Genomic DNA, 16,511 nt, shown 5'->3' with positions numbered 1-16,511 from the left:
TGGGCCCCGACGGGAACCCGCATCACCCACCCCGGCCGGCGGGCATGAAGAAAATCGTCGTCTGCGGCGACGACCCCCTCGCCTATCGCCTGATCGAGGAGCTGATCCACCAGTACGGGGTGCACGTCACCGCGATCCTGCCGAGCGTCGACCGCCGGTACGGGCCCGACATCGCCCGCCTCCTGCGCGACCGTGGCGGCCGGATCGTCGAGTCGCCCAACGCGGACCGGGCCGCGTTCGAGCTGGCCGGTCTCGCCGACGCCGACGCGCTCGCGCTGGTCAAGCAGGACGACATCGGCAACCTCGACGCCGCGCTGCAGGCGCAGGAGCTCAACCCCGGGCTGCGGCTCGTCATCCGGATGTTCAACCTGCGGCTGGGCAACACCGTCCGCCGCAACTTCGCCGACCTCCGCGTCCTGTCCGACGCGCAGATGGCGGCGCCGGCCTTCGTGTCGGAGGCGCTCGGTGAGGTCGCGCCGGTGCACGTACGGGTGGCGCGCCGCACCCTCTTCGTCGCCCGCCGCTCCGAGGTGCGCGCCGAGGACGTGATCTGCGGGCTCGCGGTGACCGAGGGGGACGGCGAGCCGGTGCTGCTGCCCGCCGACCAGAACACCGCCGACCTGGTCCTGGCCGTCGCGACCGGCGAGCCGTTGAGCACCGTCGTCGTCCGCGACGACGGCCCGGACACCGGGCAGGTGCGCCGCCGGCGCCGTCGCTGGCTGCGCAACCCGTGGCGGGCGTACCGGGGACTGGTCGGTCGCCGGCTGTGGACCACGGCCCTGATCATGCTCGGCCTGCTCGCCGTCGGCACCGCGATCCTCGCCGCCTACCAGGACATCCCCTGGTGGGACGCGGCCTACGTGACGCTGCTGTCCGAGCTCGTCGGCGGCGAGGCGGACCTGGAGGCCCGCTGGCCCGAGAAGCTGATCACGGTGCTGCTCAGCCTGGTCAGCATCGCGCTGATCCCGGTGATCACGGCGGCGATCGTCGAGACGATCGTCAACGCGAAGCTGGCCATCGCGCTCGGCCGGCTGCGCGAGCCGCTGTCGGACCACGTCGTGCTCGTCGGCCTCGGCAACGTCGGCACCCGGGTCATGCACGCGTTCGTCGACCTCGGCGTGCCTGTCGTGGTCATCGACCGCAACGAGAACGCCCGCGGTGCCCAGTCCGCCCGCGACCGCGGCGTGCCGTTCATCGTCGGTGACGCCAGCCGGATCGCGACCCTGCGGGCCGCGTCGGTGGACACCAGCCGGGCGCTGGTCGTGGTCTCCACCGACGACCAGGCCAACCTGGAGGCGGCCCTGGAGAGCCGCGAGCTCAAGCCGGACCTGCGGGTCGTGCTGCGGCTCTTCGACGGCGCGTTCGCGCACCGGGTCCAGCGCGCCTTCGGCATCACCGCGTCGCGCAGCGTCTCGTTCCTCGCCGCGCCGGCCTTCGCGGCGGCGCTGCTGGAGCGCGAGGTCATCGGCACGATCCCCGTCGACCGCAAGGTGCTGCTGCTGGCCGAGGTGCCGGTCGTCGTCGCCTCCGACCTCGACGGCGGCCTGGTCGGCGCGGCCGAGGACGTCGGCGAGGTCCGGGTCCTCGCGGTCACCACCGACAGCGGCCGGCAGACGGTCTGGTGCCCGCCCATGACGTACGTGCTGAGCGAGGGCGACCTGCTCATCGTGGTGGCGACCCGGGTGGGACTGGGCAACCTTTTGGCTCAGACCGGTGGGACGCTCGACCCAACTCCCTGAGTTCCCGCCTCCTCCCGGCGGCATCCGTCGTTGAATGGGGCGGATCGCCCGATTTACCCCTAACAGTCCGGGCGGTCCCTTCAGGCGGACCACTGGGAGGAAAGCGCTCATGCGCCGTAGGGTTTTGCTGGTAAGCGGGGTGTGCGCCCTTGTCGCGCTCACCGGGGCGGGGGTCGCGACGGCGACCTCGTTCGTGCCCGCACGACAGCCGGCGACCGCGTTCGCGGCGCCCGCGCACGAAGAGCCGGCCCCTGAGCCGTCGGGCATCCTGGAGTCGGTCACCGGCGGCGCGTTCGACCGGGCGACCACCTACCGCTACCCGGGCGCCGACTACGTGAAGGTGCACTTCTCCCGGCTCCAGCTCAACTCGGGCGACACCGTCAAGGTCAGCGACGCGACCGGATCCGAGATCCACCGGTACAGCGCCGCGCAGCTCGACGACATGGACAACTGGACGATGTCCGTCTCCGGCGAGTCGGCCACGGTCAGCGTCGAGCGCGCCGAGACCGACCCGCTGGGCATCCGCTCGAAGCTCGCCGGCCTCGGCGTCACCGTCGACCGGGTCGCCCGTGGCCAGACCCCGGCGGAGCAGGCCGCCGCCGAGGCAGCGCGGAAGGCGGCCGCCGCGGCGAAGCCCCACGAGGAGAGCATCTGCGACCGTGACGAGAAGGAGAACGCCGCCTGCTACAAGTCGGACGATCCCGTCGCGTACGCCAACTCCAAGCCGGTCGCGCGCATCCTCATCAACGGCGTCGAGCTGTGCACCGCCTGGCGCCTCGGCCCGAACAACCGCATGATGACCAACGCGCACTGCTTCACCACCACCCGTGAGGCCCGCAACACCGAGGTCTGGTTCAACTACGAGTGCGCGCAGTGCAGTGGCGGCCCCACCCTGCGCCCCGTCAAGGTCATGGCCGACCAGGTCATCGCCACCGACAACGTCCTGGACTACACCCTCTTCACGGTCCGCAACTTCGACGCCATCGCCCGCTTCGGCTACCTGCAGATGGATGTCCGCGCCCCGGTCCGCGGCGAGGAGCTCTACATCCCGCAGCACCCCCGCGGCATGCCGACCGTGATCACCACCCTCGACAGCAGTGAGCGCAGCGGCAACTGCGCCGTGGCCAACCCCGCCTACAACGGCTACGCCGTCGACACCGACATGTCGTACTACTGCGACACCGACGGCGGCTCGTCCGGCTCGCCGGTCATCTCCCGCCGCACCAACAAGGTCATCGCCCTGCACCACTTCGGCGGCTGCCCCAACTCCGGCGTCCGCATGGATCACATCGCGGCCGACATCAAGGGGCTCGTGTAGAGGTCCTGTAGAGCCTTTCGTCCAGGGCCGGGTCCGTTTCGCGCCGTCGGGTACCGTTTTCCGACATGCGAAACGTGCGCCCGGCCCTGTGGTTCGACCTGGTGCTCCTGGCACTCTTCGCCGCGATCACGGTCGCGCTCGCGCTGCGCACCCCGCTGCTGTCCGTCGACCTCGCGGTCCGCGACCTCGTCGACGCCCACCGCCCCACCTGGGCCTACTGGACCGCCCGGGTCTTCAACTACCTCGGCCAGGGCGGCCAGGTGCTGACCCCGTTGGCGGTGCTGACCGCGCTGTACATCGGCTGGCGCACCCACTCGGTCCGCCCCGCGCTGCCGGTCATCGGCGCGTTCGTCCTGACCTACCTGACGATCGGCCCGCTGAAGCTGTGGACCGACCGCCTCGCCGCCAGCTCCGACTACCCGGACCACCCCGAATACCTGTTCCACGTCGACTCGGGCATGTCCTACCCGTCCGGGCACGTGGTCAATGCCATCATCTGGTACGGCGTGCTGGCCCTTCTCCTCGGCGCCCTCCTGCGCCCGGGCCAGCTCCGCGCGATCCGCTACGGCGCGCCGGCGATCGTCCTGTTCACCACGACGTACCTGAGCTTCCACTGGGTCACCGACGGCCTGGCCGCGATCTGCCTGGGCCTGATCCTGGACCGCATCCTCCAGCGCGTCCCCTGGGACCGCGTCCCCCTGCCCCGCGGCCTGGCCGCCTGGTCGGGCCCCCTCGCCCCGCCCACCGAGGCGGCGGCCCCGCGCGGCGGCGTCCGCCGTTAGGACAGCCAGGCGCCGGCGCGCATGACCCGGGTGACGCGCAGGGACTCGTCGAGCAGGACGAGGTCGGCGCGCAAGCCGGGGCGCAGCGAGCCGAGCTCGTCGCCGAGGCCGATGGCGGCGGCCGGGGTGGCCGAGGCCATCCGGGAGGCGTCGACGAGGGACAGGCCGGCGCCCGTGGCGCGGCGGAAGGCGGCGTCCATCGTGAGGGTGCTGCCGGCGATGGAGCCGTCGCGGGTGAGGCGCGCGACGCCGTCGGCGACCGCGACGCTCTGGCCGCCGAGCTCGTATTCGCCGTCGGGCATGCCGGCGGCGGCCATGGCGTCGGTGATGAGCGCGGCGCGGGCCGGACCGGTGACGGAGACGGCGAACGCGAGGGTGCCGTCATGCAGGTGTACGCCGTCCGCCACGAACTCGCACGTGACCGGGCCCGCGCCGAGGAGGGCGAAGACCGGGCCGGGCTGACGGTGGTGCGGGGGGCGCATGCCGTTGAAGACGTGGGTGCCGACCGTCGCGCCGGCGTCGACGCCCGCGAGGGTCTCCTCCCAGGTGGCGTCGGTGTGGCCGAGAGCGGCGACGACGCCGCGGGAGACCAGGAGCTTGATGGCGTCCAGCGCGCCGGGCAGCTCGGGGGCGACGGTGACCATGCGGACCGCGCCCTCGCCCGCGTCGATGAGCGCGGTGAGCTCGTCGAGGTCGGGGTGGCGCAGGTGCGCGGGGTTCTGCGCGCCGCAGCGGGCCTGCGACAGATACGGGCCCTCGAAGTGCACGCCGGCGAGGACACCCTCGCTGACCAGCGGGGCGAAGGCCTTCGTGGCGGACAGCATCAGGTCTGGGGGCGAGGTGACGAGGCTCGCCAGCATCGTCGTGGTGCCGTGGCCGAGGTGATACGCCGCGGCGGTGCGGGCGGCGGCCGGGTCGCCGGTCGTGAACGTGGCACCGCCCCCGCCGTGGACGTGGATGTCGACGAAGCCGGGCACGACGGTGCCGGTGACGGGCGAGGCACCGGACGAGGCACCGACCTCGGCGATGCGGTCGCCCTCGACCCGGACGAAGCCGTTGTCGATGACCCGGTCGCCCGCGATCACCCGTACACCGGACACCAACGTCATCGAGATCCTCCTGTGCTGTCGTCGTGCATGCTGTCCAGGGCTAGCAGGGCGGCGCCGAGGCAGCCGGCCTCGTCGCCGAGCGCGGCGCGGGTGATCTGCGGCTCGCGGTGGAACGTCACGCGCGCGTGGACCCCCGCCCGCAGCGGGGCGAGCAGCGCCTCGCCGGCCTCGGCGAGCCCGCCGCCGAGCACGATGACCGCCGGGTCGAACAGGGCGATGCCGGTCATCAGGCCGTCGGCCAGGGCGTCGATCGTCTCCTGCCACACGGCGACCGCGATGGGTTCGCCTTCGGCGGCGAGCCGGGCGACCTCCTCGGCGGTGGCCGGTCGGCCGGCCTGTTCGCCATATCGCCGGCCGACCGCCGACGCGGAGGCGATCGACTCCAGGCAGCCGCGCTGCCCGCAGCCGCACTGCGGGCCGCCCGGGCGCACCACGATGTGGCCGATCTCGCCCGCGGCGCCGTGCGCGCCCGTGTAGACCTGGCCGTCGACGACGTTGGCCGCGGCGATGCCGGTGCCGATGGGGATGACCAGAACGTAGGAGTGGTCCCGGCCGGCGCCCAGCCGAGCCTCGGCGAGCCCGCCGGCGCGCACGTCGTGGCCGAGCGCCGCGGGCAGGCCCAGGCGCTCTTCCAGCAGGGCCTTCAGCGGCACGTCCCGGAAGCCCACGTTGGCGGCCCAGACAGCGATGCCGTTGCGCTCGTCGATCACGCCCGGCACGGCCACGCCCGCGGCCCGGGGGTCGAGCCCCTTGGCGCGGGCGGTGGCGGCGAGCCCCTCGGCGATGTCGAGGATCGTCGCGATGACGGCCTCGGGCCCGCGCTCGCGCCCGGTGGCGTGCCGCTCGGCGTGCAGGACCTGGTGCCGCTCGTCGCCTTCGGCGCCGACCAGCGCACACTTGATCCCGGTGCCCCCCACATCGAGGGCGATCACGGTCTTCGTCATGTGTAGCTCGTCCTCGCGCTGATCGATGTGGCATGAAACCGGGCGGGTTCGCGCATCATTGCGCACTGTCGGGCAGGCTGGCAACCGTACCCCGAGGGTTAGTTTGAGCAGTTGCCTTTGCGTTTACCCGTAGTTTCGCGCATTATTGTGCACACATCTCGCACCGTACGCGCAAAGGAGGGGCGAATGGACCGCTACGCACGCTGGAACGCGCTCCTCGAGATCCTGACCGACAGCGGGCGGATCAGCGTGGAGGACGCGGCCGAGCGCCTCGACGTGTCGCAGGCCACGATCCGCCGCGACTTCGACCAGCTCGCCCAGCAGCAGATGATCACCCGCACGCGCGGCGGGGCGGTCGCCAACGGCGTCTCGTATGACCTGCCGCTGCGGTACAAGACGGCGAAACACGCACCCGAGAAGCAGCGCATCGGGGCCGCCGCCGCCGCGCTGGTGTCCCCGGGCATGGTCGTCGCCCTCAACGGCGGCACGACCACGACCGAGGTCGCCCGCGCGCTCGCCGTCCGCCCCGAGCTCACCGGCGGCGTCGACGACGCCCAGCTCACCGTGGTCACCAACGCCCTCAACATCGCCAACGAGCTGCTCGTGCGGTCCCGCATGAAGATCGTCGTGACCGGCGGCGTGGTCCGCCCGCAGTCCTTCGAGCTGGTCGGCCCCCTCGGCGGCAACATCCTGCGCGACGTCACCCTCGACATCGCCCTGCTCGGCGTCGACGCGCTCGACGTCACCCTCGGCGCGGCCGCCCATCACGAGGGCGAGGCCGCGATGAACAGCCTCATGGTCGCCCGGGCCCGCCGCGTCGTCATCATCGCCGACAGCTCGAAGCTGGGCGGCCACGCGTTCGCCCGCATCTGCCCCATCGACCGCATCGACACCCTGGTCACCGACTCCAACGCCACCCCGCAGACCCTGGCCGCCTTCACCGCCGCCGGCGTCAAGATCGTGACTGCCTGACCCTTCACGACGGGTAGGCTGGCGGGACCCCCTGAGCCCCGCAGCGACGATGGAGCGACGATGAAGCGCGACGACCTCGCCGCCGCTCGTGTCCCGGCGCACCCCCTCCAGGACACCGACGACTTCGTGGACAGCGACGTCACCGCAGACCCCGAGCCGGACCCCGAGCCGGACCTCGAGCCGGACCACGACCTCGCCACGGTCGAGGAGCCCCCCGAGCTCGACGAGCGCAGCAAGCGGATCCTCGCCTTCGAGCGCCAGTGGTGGCGCCAGGCGGGCTCCAAGGAGCAGGCCGTCCGGGACACCTTCAACCTGTCCGCGACCCGCTATTACCAGCTGCTCAACGCCCTGCTCGACGACCCTCTGGCCCTGTCGCACGACCCGGTCGTCGTCCAGCGCCTGCGCCGCCTGCGCGCCTCCCGCTCCCGCCGCCGCTAGCCACAGCCGTGCCGGCTAGCGGGACTGGTGCTGCTCGGCGTAGGCGGCGAGCCACGCCACCTGGTCGGGGTCCAGGGAGGGGCGGACCCGGTCGCGGGCGAGAGCCACGTGCGCGGCGGTGACCTCGGTGGCTTCCAGGGACTCGCGCATGGCGGCCAGGGCGGACTCCCGGATCAGGGCGGTGCAGTCCGCGGCGGAGAAGCGGTCCAGCTCGTCCGCCAGCGCGGGCAGGTCCACGTCGGCGGCGAGCGGCACCGTACGGGCGGCGGCGCGCAGGATCTCGGCGCGGGCCTGGGCGTCCGGCGGCGGGACGAAGACCAGGCGCTCGAGGCGGCCGGGCCGCAGCAGGGCCGGGTCGACCAGGTCGGGGCGGTTGGTGGCGCCGATCACGACCACGTTGCGCAGGGACTCCACGCCGTCGAGCTCGGTGAGGAGGGCGGCGACGACGCGGTCGGTGGTGCCGCCGTCGGTGGCCTGGCCGCGGGTCGGGGCGAGGGCGTCGACCTCGTCGAGGAAGACGAGGGTGGGCGCGGCCTCGCGGGCGCGGCGGAAGAGCTCGCGGACCGCGCGCTCGCTCTCGCCGACCCATTTCGACAGCAGCTCGGCGCCCTTGACGGACAGGACGTTGGCCTTGCCGGTGCCGGCGATCGCCTTGACCAGGTAGGTCTTGCCGCAGCCGGGCGGGCCGTAGAGCAGGACGCCACGGGGCGGCTCGACGCCGAGGCGGGAGAAGGCGTCCGGGTAGGACAGAGGCCACAGGACGGACTCGGTGAGGGTCTGCTTGACCTCGACCATGTCGCCGACGTCGTCGAGGGTGACCTTGGCGAGCTCCAATGAGGACTCCGCCATCGAGGTGGGGCGCACGACCTCCAGGGCGGCCTCGAAGTCGGCCATCCGCACGCGGGGGGTCTCACCCTCGCGGCGGTGGCGGAGCGCGGCTCGTACACCTGCCTCGCGGGACAACGCGGCGAGGTCCGCGGCGACGAAGCCGGGCGTGCGGGCCGCGACGTCGTCGAGCCTGACGTCGTCGTCCAGGGGCATGCCACGGGTGAGGACGGTGAGCTGCTCGCGGCGCAGGGCGGCGTCGGGGAGCGGCACGGCGATCCCGTGCGCGAGCAGGCCGGGGGCGTGCACCGCGGGGTCGACGGACTCGGGACGGCTGGTCGTGCCGACCACGGCCGCGCCGTCGCGGATGAGCTCGCCGATCAGTTGACGGAAGACGGTCGACAGCGGGCCCGGCTGGTCGCGCGGGGCGAGCGCGTCCACGTCGGAGACCAGCAGGACCGCCGGACCGGCCGCGCGCACCTGACCTGCGGCCTCGCGCAACCTGGCGGCGGCGTCGTTGTTGGTCAGCGCCGCGAGCTCCGGCGCCCACAGCTGCACGACCCGGGCCCGGACACTGGTCGCGACGGCCTGCACGAGCGCGGACTTGCCGGAGCCGGCGGGCCCGGTCACCAGGACCCCCAGCGACACCGTCGTGCCGAGCTTGGCGAGGACCTCGCGGTGGTGGAAGCCGAGGTCGAGCAGCTCGCTCAGCTGCTCGGCCTGCGCGTTCAGCCCCGGCAGGTCCTCGAGGGTGAGATCGGCCGGCGGCGGCGAGGCGACGACGCTGCCGGGCGCGTGGGTGGCGTGGCCGTGCTGCCAGCCGACCGCGGTGTCCATGGTCACCAGGGCGCCGGCGGCGGGTGCGGCGGCCGCGACGGTCAGCAGGGCGCTGGTCCAGCCGTATCCGACGGTGTTGGACAGGCTGCGCCGCGCCGCCTCGAACACGCCGGGGTCCAGTGACGTGAGCGACACGTCCTGCGGCAGCAGCGACACGTTGTCGCCGACGGTGACGACCTTGCCGAGCAGGGCCAGGCGCAGCATCTCCGGCGACACGACCGCGGCGATCGCGGCCGGCCCGGACAGGGTCACCGAGGTCGCCGCCCGCAGCGGCGCCGCCGACACCGTCACCTGGCCGCCGTCGCGCAGGCCGAGGTTGCCCAGCAGGAGGTCGTCGGCGTAGAGCAGGGCGCGGCTGGCGCCGGACTCGGCGACCGCGGCGATCCCGGCGGACTCGCGCCGGCCGGTGAGCGTGATGGGGTCGCCGGCGCGCAGGCCCAGCGCGGACAGGACCTCGGCGTGGAGCCGGACCACGCCGCGGCGGGCGTCCAGGGCCGCGGGGCGCAGGCTGGCGGTGAGCGTCAAGGTCGCGGCCACGCACCGAGCGTATAACCCAGCCGCTTGCTGTGAACCTGCTGAGGAATTCGCCAGAGAGCAACATCCGTTGCGTACGTTTGGCCGATGCGTCTCTTACCGCGTCTCGACCGGCGCAGGGTGATCGCCGGCTCGGTGGTCGCCCTGCTGCTGGCCGGTCTGGTCGGCTGGGCGGTCGTCCCGTCGCCCGCCACGTTCCGCACCGAGGAGCAGCGCATCACCGTGCGCACCGGGCCCGACGACGCGACCGAGGTGACCCTCGACACGACGCTGTACCTGCCGAAGCAGAGCGGCAAGAAGCCGGCGATCCTGCTCGCGCACGGCTTCGGCGGCACGAAGCAGAGCGTGCGGTCGGACGCCGAGAAGTTCGCCGACCTCGGCTACGCCGTGCTGACCTGGACCGCGCAGGGCTTCGGGCGCTCCACCGGCGAGATCCACATCGACAGCCCGGACTGGGAGGTCAAGGACGCCCAGCGCCTGCTGGACTGGCTCGCGGCCCGCCCCGACATCCAGACCGACGCGTCCGGCGACCCCCGGGTGGCGGCGGTCGGCGGCTCGTACGGCGGCGCTCTCGCCCTCCTGCTCGCCGCGCAGGACAAGCGGGTGGACGCGATCGTCCCCATGATCACGTGGAACGACCTGTCGCGGGTGTTCCTGCCCGAGTCGACCGGCAAGGACCCGTCGGGCGGCGTGTTCAAGAAGCAGTGGGCGGGCCTGTTCTTCGGCTCCGGCAGCTCGCTGACGGACATCGCCGCCGCCGCCCCGCAGCGGACGCCGGGCGGGGACGCCCAATGTGGACGGTTCGCCAGGGACGTCTGCGAGGCGTACCTCGACATCGCCACCACCGGCACGGCCGACAAGGACGCCATCGCGCTGCTGCGCAGGTCCAGTCCCGCGCCCGTCCTGGACCGGATCAAGGCGCCCACGCTGCTCATCCAGGGGCAGGTCGACACGCTGTTCCCGCTGAGCGAGGGCGACGCCAACGCCCGTGGCATCGCCGCCAACGGCACGCCGGTGCGGGTCGCGTGGTTCACCGGCGGGCACGACGGCGGCACCGGGCCGCAGTCCGAGGTCGACCGGCTGCGGTACCTGACCGCGCAGTGGCTCGACCACTACGTCAAGGGCAACGGCAAGGCGCCGGAGAACAGCTTCACCTACTCGCGGGTGTCCGGTCTCAACGCCCAGGGCCGCGGGCTCGTCACCGCCGCGTCGTCGACGTCGACCTACCCGGGCATCGCCGGCACCTCCACCGAGAGCGTGCCCCTCCTCGGCGGGCCCACCGGCATCGCCAACCCGCCCAACGGCAACCCCGCCGCGATCTCGTCGCTGCCCATCGCCGGCATCGCCAGCCTCCTCGGCAGCGGCGTGTCCGCCGAGATCCCCGGCCAGCACGCCGACTTCACGTCCGCGCCGCTGACCGCGAGCCTCGACGTGGCCGGCGCGCCGACGGTCCGCATCCGGGCCGCGTCGCCGACCGGCGAGGCCGTGCTGTTCGTCAAGCTCTACGACGTGCCCGCGAAGGGCGCCGCGTCGATCCCCGACGGGCTCATCGCGCCGGTCAGGCTCACCGGCCTGCCGAAGGACATCGCCGACGCGCAGCCCGTCACCGTCACCCTGCCCGCGGTCGTGCACCGGTTCGAGGCCGGCAGCAGCGTCCGGGTCACCGTCGCCACCGCCGACACCGCGTACTGGTCGCCGCCCGAGCCGGGCGTCTACCAGGTCGACGTCGACGGCGCGCTGACCCTGCCGAACGTCGCCGGCACCCCGCTGGCCAACCCGAACGTCATCTGGCGCTACGTCCTCGCCGCGCTCGTCGCCGCCGTCGCGGTCGGGCTGGTCGTCGCGATCCTCGTCGCCCGCGGCCGGGCCCGGCGGATCGAGCGCCGCGTCGACCCCGACCTCGTGGACACGCCGCTGGTCGTGCGGGGGCTGCGCAAGACGTACGGGGACTTCGTCGCCGTCGCCAAGGTCGACTTCACCGTCGAGCGCGGCCAGGTCGTCGGCCTCCTCGGCCCCAACGGCGCCGGCAAGACCACGTCGCTGCGGGTCCTCATGGGGCTCACCCGGCCCAGCCAGGGTGAGATCTTCGTCTTCGGCCACCAGCTCCTGCCCGGCGCCCCGGTCCTGTCCCGGGTCGGCGCCCTGGTGGAAGGGCCCGGCTTCCTGCCGCACCTCACCGGTCTGCGGAATCTCCAGCTGTACTGGGCGGCGACCGGCCGCCCGCACGACGACGCCCACTTCGACGAGGCGATGGACATCGCGGGGCTCGGCACGGCCGTCAACCGGCGGGTCAAGACCTACAGCCACGGCATGCGGCAGCGGCTCGCGATCGCCCAGGCCATGCTCGGCCTGCCCGAGCTGCTCGTCCTCGACGAGCCCACCGACGGGCTCGACCCGCCGCAGATCGCCGAGATGCGCAAGGTGCTGCGCCGGTACGCGACCGGCGGCCGCGCGGTCCTGGTCTCCAGCCACCTGCTCGCCGAGGTGGAGCAGACCTGCACCGACGTCGTCGTCATGCACCGCGGCGAGGTCGTCGCGACCGGCAAGGTCGACGACATCGTCGGCGACTCGCCCACCGTCCAGCTCGACGTGTCCGACGTGGACGCCGCGTTCAAGGTGCTCGAAGAGCTCGAAGGGGTCCGCTCGGTCGCCCCATCCGGCGGCAACGGCGGCCTCATCGTCGAGCTCGACGGGGTACCCCGCTCGGAGGTCGTCGCGGCGCTGGTGCGAGCCGGCGTCGGCATCGACCGGGTGACGCCGCGGCGGCGGCTCGAAGACGCGTTCCTGTCGCTCGTCGGCGGCGACACCAAGGCCAGTGGGGAGCGGTCATGACAACTTCGTCCGTGGACGTCATCGGCGGTGCGCCGGGCTACCGGCCGGGCGCGACCCTCTCGCTGTGGACGGAGATCCGCCGGCAGGCGGCCCGCCGTCGTACCCAGATGGCGCTGGGCTTCATGGTCCTGCTGCCGCTGATCATCCTGGTCGCCTTCCAGCTCGACAACGGCGGCGACGACGAGGGCGGCAACGGCGGCGAGTTCTCCCGCCTGGCCGACCTGGCCACGGCCGGCGGCGCCAACTTCACCCTCTTCACCCTGCTGGTGTCCTCGGGCTTCCTGCTGGTCGTGGTCGTCGCCCTCTTCTGCGGCGACACCGTGGCCAGCGAGGCGTCGTGGGGGAGCCTGCGGTACCTGCTGGCGATGCCCGTCCCGCGGGCCCGGCTGCTCGGCATCAAGGTGACCGCGGCGCTGCTCTACTGCCTCCTCGCGGTGCTGATCCTGGTCGGCACGGCCATGCTGGCGGGCACCCTGCGCTATGGCTGGGCGCCGCTCAACGCGCCGATCGGCGGGGAGATCGCCGCGGGGACGAGCGTCGTGCGGCTGCTGGAGATCGTCGGCTACCTGTGCGTCTCGCTCCTGGTGGTGGCGTCCCTGGCGTTCCTGCTGTCGGTGTCCACGGATGCCCCGCTCGGCGCCGTCGGCGGTGCGGTCCTGCTGCAGATCCTGTCCAACATCCTGGACCAGATCACGGCGCTGGGCACGATTCGCAACTTCCTGCCGACCCACTACGGCGACGCGTGGCTCGGCCTGCTGTCCACCCCGCTGCAGACCGACGACATGGTGAAGGGCGGCATCGCGTCCCTGGCGTACGCCACCGTCTTCTTCTCCCTCGCGTGGTGGCGCTTCTTGCGAAAAGACGTGGTGAGCTGAACGGAATTCGCGTACTGACCGGTAGGGTGCCGGTCCATGCGAATCTCGGCGCTCCGCGGTGCGTGGCTGCTCGTCCTCGGCCTCGCGGCGCTCTCCGCCACCCTCTACTACGACCAGGCCAACATCGCGGCCTGGACCACCTACGTCGCCTCGTCCAACGCGATGAACGGCCCCGCCGAGGCCCTCACCGCGCAGATCTTCACGATGATCGGCGCGGTCGCCGCGGCGGCGGTCGCGGTGCTGGTCACGCTGTGCGCGCTGCTGTTCGCCACCGGCCGTTCCGCCGGCCACTGGGCGCTGCGGCTGACCGTGGTGCTCACCCTCGTGCTGCTGTCGCTGGTCGCGATGGTCGTGCTGGTCGCGACGCTGACGGGTGAGCCGCCGACCGCCGTGATCGACACTCCACTGTGGCTGCTCGCCGCCGAGTGGGCCGCCGTCGCGACCGCGCTCGTCGGCGCGGGCATCACCACCTCCACGCTGTGGCAGTTCACCCCTGAGCCCGTGTAGCGCGCATCGGCGGGCGATCGGGGTGGGTGATGTCGTGATCGACCGGGGTCACCGTGTCGCCGTGCCTGGCGAACTGGGTGAGGGTCGGCCAGATCGGCGCGCCCGGCGTGACCCTGGCGTGGATGGTCTGCAGGATCGTCGCGGCCATCCGGCCCAGGGCCGCGGTGTCCTGGTGACCGTGGGTCCGCTGGCCGAGGTCGACCTGGGCGATCGCGTCGAGCCCGGCGGTGCGGTAGGTGTCGATGAGCAGGCCCGTCTCGACGCCGTACCCGGCCGCGAAGGGCAGCGACTCCAGCAGTGAGCGGCGGGCCGCGTACTCCCCGGCCAGCGGCTGCACCACGCCGGCGAGCTGGGGGAAGTACGCGTTGAGCAGCGGCCGGGCGGCGAGCTCGGTGACCCGGCCGCCGCCGGAGGCGGACACGTCCAGCAGCGGCCGGTCGTAGAACGCCTTCACCATGAGGGTGGCCGGGTCCTCGAGCAGCGGGCCGAGCAGTCCGGTGACGAAGTGCGGCCGGAAGTCGGTGAGGTCGGCATCGACGTAGACCAGGATGTCGCCGCTGGTGACCGCGAGGGCCTTCCAGAGCACCTCGCCCTTGCCGGGCCGGGATCCGGTCCCGGGGAGGATGTCGTCGCGGTGGTGGACGACGGCCCCCGCCTGCCGGGCGACCTCGGCGGTGCGGTCCACGGAGCCGGAGTCGACGACGACCACCTCGTCGACCAGGGGCATGAGGGTGCGCACGCCGGTGACGATCTCCCCGACGGTCGGCTCCTCGTCCAGCGCCGGCAGCACCACGCTGATCCGGGTGCCGCCCTTACGGCGCTGGAGCTCGGCGAGGGACCAGTCGCGCCAGGTCGAGGTGCGCTTGGCGAACCAGGTGGCCGCGTCGGAATGCATGAGTGAAACCGTAGTCAGGTCCATCTCGTGAGATGACTCATACGACGCCACCCGTGTCGGCCCTTACACTCGAAGTCGAAACGCGCTCGTCACAACTGAATACCTCATCCAGAGGGGCAGAGGGATACGGCCCGATGAAGCCCCGGCAACCCCTGCGACACGTCTCGACGCTGAGGCGGTCGCGGTAGGTGCCAAATCCGTCCCGGTGCGCAAGGCCATGCACTTGGGGAAGATGAGAGGAAGGCCTCTATGACCTCGACGCTCAGCGTCTTCACCGACTCTCCCGCCCGCCATCTGGTCTGCCGTGGCTGTGGGGCGCAGTTCCCGCTCGCGGCGCAGCACGCCTGTTACGAGTGTTTCGGCCCTCTCGAGGTGGGCTATGACGCCGAGGCGCTCGGCCGAGTCACCCGGGAGCAGATCGAGGCGGGTCCGCAGAACATCTGGCGCTATGCGCCGCTCCTGCCCGTCGGCATCGACCCGGACAGCCGCGTGACGCTCGACCCGGGGCTGACCCCGCTGGTCAAGGCCGACCTGCTGGCCGGCGAGCTCGGCATCACCGGCCAGCTGTGGGTCAAGGACGACTCGGCCAACCCGACGCACTCGTTCAAGGACCGGGTCGTCTCGGTGGCGCTGACGGCCGCGAAGGCGCTGGGCTTCACCCGCTATTCGTGCGCCTCCACGGGCAACCTGGCCAACTCGGTCGCCGCGCACGCCGCGCGCGCCGGGGTGCCGTCGACCGTGTTCATCCCGTCGGACCTGGAGCCCGGCAAGGTCGTGATGAGCGCCGTCTACGGCGGCGATGTCGTCGCGATCGAAGGGTCCTACGACGACGTCAACCGGCTCTGCTCGGAGCTGACGGAGACCGACGAGTTCGAGGACACCGCTTTCGTCAACGTCAATGTCCGTCCGTTCTACGCCGAGGGCTCCAAGACGCTGGGATATGAGGTCGCCGAGCAGCTCGGCTGGCGCATCCCGGCGCAGGTCGTCATCCCGATGGCCAGCGGCGAGCTGCTCACCAAGATCGACAAGGCGTTCAGCGAGCTGGTCGAGATCGGGCTCGTGCCGGACGCGGAGTGGACGGTGTTCGGGGCGCAGTCCGCGGGCTGCAACCCGATCGCGGTCGCGCTGCACAAGGGCACCGACGAGATCGTCCCGGTCAAGCCGACCGGCATCGCCAAGTCGCTCAACATCGGCGACCCGGCCGCGGGGGTCTACGCGCTGGAGTCGGTCCGCCGGACCGGCGGCTGGATGGAATACGTGGACGACGACGAGATCCGCGCCGGCATCCAGCTGCTCGCCCGCACCACGGGCGTCTTCGCCGAGACCGCCGGCGGGGTCACCACCGCGGTGCTGAAGAAGCTGGTGGAGACCGGCAAGCTCGACCCCTCGAAGGAGACGGTCGTCTTCAACACCGGCGACGGGCTGAAGACGCTCGACGCGGTCGCCGGCACGGTCGGCCCGTCGCACCGGGTGAAGCCTTCATTGAAGTCCGTGCGCGAGGCTGGGCTTTTGAGCTGATGGCTGATTTTTTCGCGCAACCTGCTGACGCCGATCACGGACGGTGTCGGATCGGCTGCGGTTGAGAGAGCGCTTCCACGCTCGGACGAGGGGCTACTCAGCCGATCGACGGATGTGACCGCGACGCAGTGTGATCGCGGTCGAGCCGAGCGTCTCGAAGCCACCCGCCGAGGGACTTGACGACCTCAGCACCGCGCGCCAGGATGCTCGATGCGGGAGGACGTGTCGCCGCGAGGCCCGGACCCTGGTCCAGGCCCGCGACCACAGCACCGGAGGTGCTGGCGAGCGTCCTCTCGACCATTTCCAGGGCAGGTTCGGGGCGGCCCTAGATCATCGACGCATATATCTGTTGTCCGTCGATGTGCCGGTGGTCCACCCTGGCGGAC

13 protein-coding genes and 1 riboswitch are annotated in these 16,511 nt (G+C 72.4%); of the genes, 9 read left to right on the top strand and 4 right to left on the bottom strand.

Annotated features, from left to right (window positions below):
• The first annotated feature begins 44 nt into the window (after window positions 1-44).
• From ACZ6TV_RS10510 to ACZ6TV_RS10500, 3 genes are all read left to right on the top strand, one after another.
• A complete protein-coding gene (locus ACZ6TV_RS10510) occupies window positions 45-1,739 on the top strand; it encodes a potassium channel family protein (protein WP_465296877.1) in 1,695 nt (564 codons plus the stop codon).
• 139 nt (window positions 1,740-1,878) lie between these two features.
• Complete coding sequence (locus ACZ6TV_RS10505) at window positions 1,879-3,057, top strand: trypsin-like serine peptidase (RefSeq protein WP_465296876.1); 1,179 nt, start codon at window positions 1,879-1,881, stop codon at window positions 3,055-3,057.
• A 65-nt stretch (window positions 3,058-3,122) separates the two neighbouring features.
• Window positions 3,123-3,839 carry a phosphatase PAP2 family protein gene (locus ACZ6TV_RS10500; protein ID WP_465296875.1) on the top strand — a complete coding sequence of 239 codons (717 nt, stop codon included), beginning with the start codon at window positions 3,123-3,125 and terminating at the stop codon, window positions 3,837-3,839.
• On the opposite strand, the gene nagA is transcribed toward ACZ6TV_RS10500, so the two are convergent.
• Both nagA and ACZ6TV_RS10490 read right to left on the bottom strand, forming a co-directional pair.
• Complete coding sequence (nagA, locus tag ACZ6TV_RS10495; protein ID WP_465296874.1) at window positions 3,836-4,948, bottom strand: N-acetylglucosamine-6-phosphate deacetylase; 1,113 nt, start codon at window positions 4,946-4,948, stop codon at window positions 3,836-3,838. The two genes, ACZ6TV_RS10500 and nagA, sit on opposite strands and share 4 nt — an antisense overlap.
• Window positions 4,945-5,892, bottom strand: a complete 948-nt coding sequence (locus tag ACZ6TV_RS10490; RefSeq protein ID WP_465296873.1) for an ROK family protein — start codon at window positions 5,890-5,892, stop codon at window positions 4,945-4,947. Before ACZ6TV_RS10490 ends, nagA begins: the two co-directional genes overlap by 4 nt.
• A 186-nt stretch (window positions 5,893-6,078) precedes the next feature.
• On the opposite strand from ACZ6TV_RS10490, the gene ACZ6TV_RS10485 reads away from it, so the two are divergent.
• Together ACZ6TV_RS10485 and ACZ6TV_RS10480 are read left to right on the top strand one after the other, a co-directional pair.
• Complete coding sequence (locus tag ACZ6TV_RS10485) at window positions 6,079-6,864, top strand: DeoR/GlpR family DNA-binding transcription regulator (RefSeq protein ID WP_465296872.1); 786 nt, start codon at window positions 6,079-6,081, stop codon at window positions 6,862-6,864.
• Window positions 6,865-6,924: 60 nt separating this feature from the next.
• Window positions 6,925-7,302: a DUF3263 domain-containing protein gene (locus ACZ6TV_RS10480; protein WP_465296871.1), complete on the top strand. Its 378-nt coding sequence runs from the start codon at window positions 6,925-6,927 to the stop codon at window positions 7,300-7,302.
• Between the two features lie 15 nt (window positions 7,303-7,317).
• Here ACZ6TV_RS10480 and ACZ6TV_RS10475 read toward each other — a convergent pair whose 3' ends face one another.
• On the bottom strand, window positions 7,318-9,501 hold the full coding sequence (locus ACZ6TV_RS10475; RefSeq protein ID WP_465296870.1) for an AAA family ATPase: 2,184 nt from the start codon (window positions 9,499-9,501) through the stop codon (window positions 7,318-7,320).
• Between the two features lie 84 nt (window positions 9,502-9,585).
• On the opposite strand from ACZ6TV_RS10475, the gene ACZ6TV_RS10470 reads away from it, so the two are divergent.
• From ACZ6TV_RS10470 to ACZ6TV_RS10460, 3 genes are read left to right on the top strand one after another with little or no spacing between them, the layout of a single operon-like run.
• Window positions 9,586-12,330, top strand: coding sequence for an alpha/beta fold hydrolase (locus tag ACZ6TV_RS10470; protein ID WP_465296869.1), 2,745 nt, complete (start codon window positions 9,586-9,588; stop codon window positions 12,328-12,330).
• Window positions 12,327-13,205 carry an ABC transporter permease gene (locus tag ACZ6TV_RS10465; protein ID WP_465296868.1) on the top strand — a complete coding sequence of 293 codons (879 nt, stop codon included), beginning with the start codon at window positions 12,327-12,329 and terminating at the stop codon, window positions 13,203-13,205. Before ACZ6TV_RS10470 ends, ACZ6TV_RS10465 begins: the two co-directional genes overlap by 4 nt.
• Before the next feature lie 36 nt (window positions 13,206-13,241).
• Window positions 13,242-13,712: a hypothetical protein gene (locus tag ACZ6TV_RS10460; protein ID WP_465296867.1), complete on the top strand. Its 471-nt coding sequence runs from the start codon at window positions 13,242-13,244 to the stop codon at window positions 13,710-13,712.
• Here the strand turns inward: ACZ6TV_RS10460 and ACZ6TV_RS10455 are convergent.
• Entirely contained in the window at window positions 13,693-14,607 is a 915-nt protein-coding gene (locus ACZ6TV_RS10455; RefSeq protein ID WP_465296866.1) for a glucosyl-3-phosphoglycerate synthase, read from the bottom strand. The genes ACZ6TV_RS10460 and ACZ6TV_RS10455 overlap by 20 nt on opposite strands.
• 101 nt (window positions 14,608-14,708) lie before the next feature.
• Window positions 14,709-14,846: riboswitch (SAM riboswitch) on the top strand.
• Window positions 14,847-14,856: 10 nt separating this feature from the next.
• On the opposite strand from ACZ6TV_RS10455, the gene thrC reads away from it, so the two are divergent.
• Window positions 14,857-16,125 (top strand): threonine synthase, encoded by a 1,269-nt coding sequence (gene thrC / locus ACZ6TV_RS10450; protein WP_465296865.1) that lies wholly within the window; start codon window positions 14,857-14,859, stop codon window positions 16,123-16,125.
• Window positions 16,126-16,511: the final 386 nt, after the last annotated feature.

It is taken from the genome of Dactylosporangium sp. NPDC051087 (genome assembly GCF_055586325.1).
The sequence above is the reverse complement of the archived record's forward strand: the minus strand, read 5'-3'. Positions and strand labels throughout refer to the sequence as shown.

What these genes read in the sequence shown, in the direction of transcription:
- ACZ6TV_RS10510 (WP_465296877.1), top strand. Translation starts at nt 45, where the DNA reads ATGAAGAAAATCGTCGTCTGCGGCGACGACCCCCTCGCCTATCGCCTG.
- ACZ6TV_RS10500 (WP_465296875.1), top strand. Translation starts at nt 3,123, where the DNA reads ATGCGAAACGTGCGCCCGGCCCTGTGGTTCGACCTGGTGCTCCTGGCA.
- nagA (WP_465296874.1), bottom strand. Translation starts at nt 4,948, where the DNA reads ATGACGTTGGTGTCCGGTGTACGGGTGATCGCGGGCGACCGGGTCATC.
- ACZ6TV_RS10490 (WP_465296873.1), bottom strand. Translation starts at nt 5,892, where the DNA reads ATGACGAAGACCGTGATCGCCCTCGATGTGGGGGGCACCGGGATCAAG.
- ACZ6TV_RS10485 (WP_465296872.1), top strand. Translation starts at nt 6,079, where the DNA reads ATGGACCGCTACGCACGCTGGAACGCGCTCCTCGAGATCCTGACCGAC.
- ACZ6TV_RS10480 (WP_465296871.1), top strand. Translation starts at nt 6,925, where the DNA reads ATGAAGCGCGACGACCTCGCCGCCGCTCGTGTCCCGGCGCACCCCCTC.
- ACZ6TV_RS10470 (WP_465296869.1), top strand. Translation starts at nt 9,586, where the DNA reads ATGCGTCTCTTACCGCGTCTCGACCGGCGCAGGGTGATCGCCGGCTCG.
- ACZ6TV_RS10465 (WP_465296868.1), top strand. Translation starts at nt 12,327, where the DNA reads ATGACAACTTCGTCCGTGGACGTCATCGGCGGTGCGCCGGGCTACCGG.
- ACZ6TV_RS10460 (WP_465296867.1), top strand. Translation starts at nt 13,242, where the DNA reads ATGCGAATCTCGGCGCTCCGCGGTGCGTGGCTGCTCGTCCTCGGCCTC.
- ACZ6TV_RS10455 (WP_465296866.1), bottom strand. Translation starts at nt 14,607, where the DNA reads ATGCATTCCGACGCGGCCACCTGGTTCGCCAAGCGCACCTCGACCTGG.
- thrC (WP_465296865.1), top strand. Translation starts at nt 14,857, where the DNA reads ATGACCTCGACGCTCAGCGTCTTCACCGACTCTCCCGCCCGCCATCTG.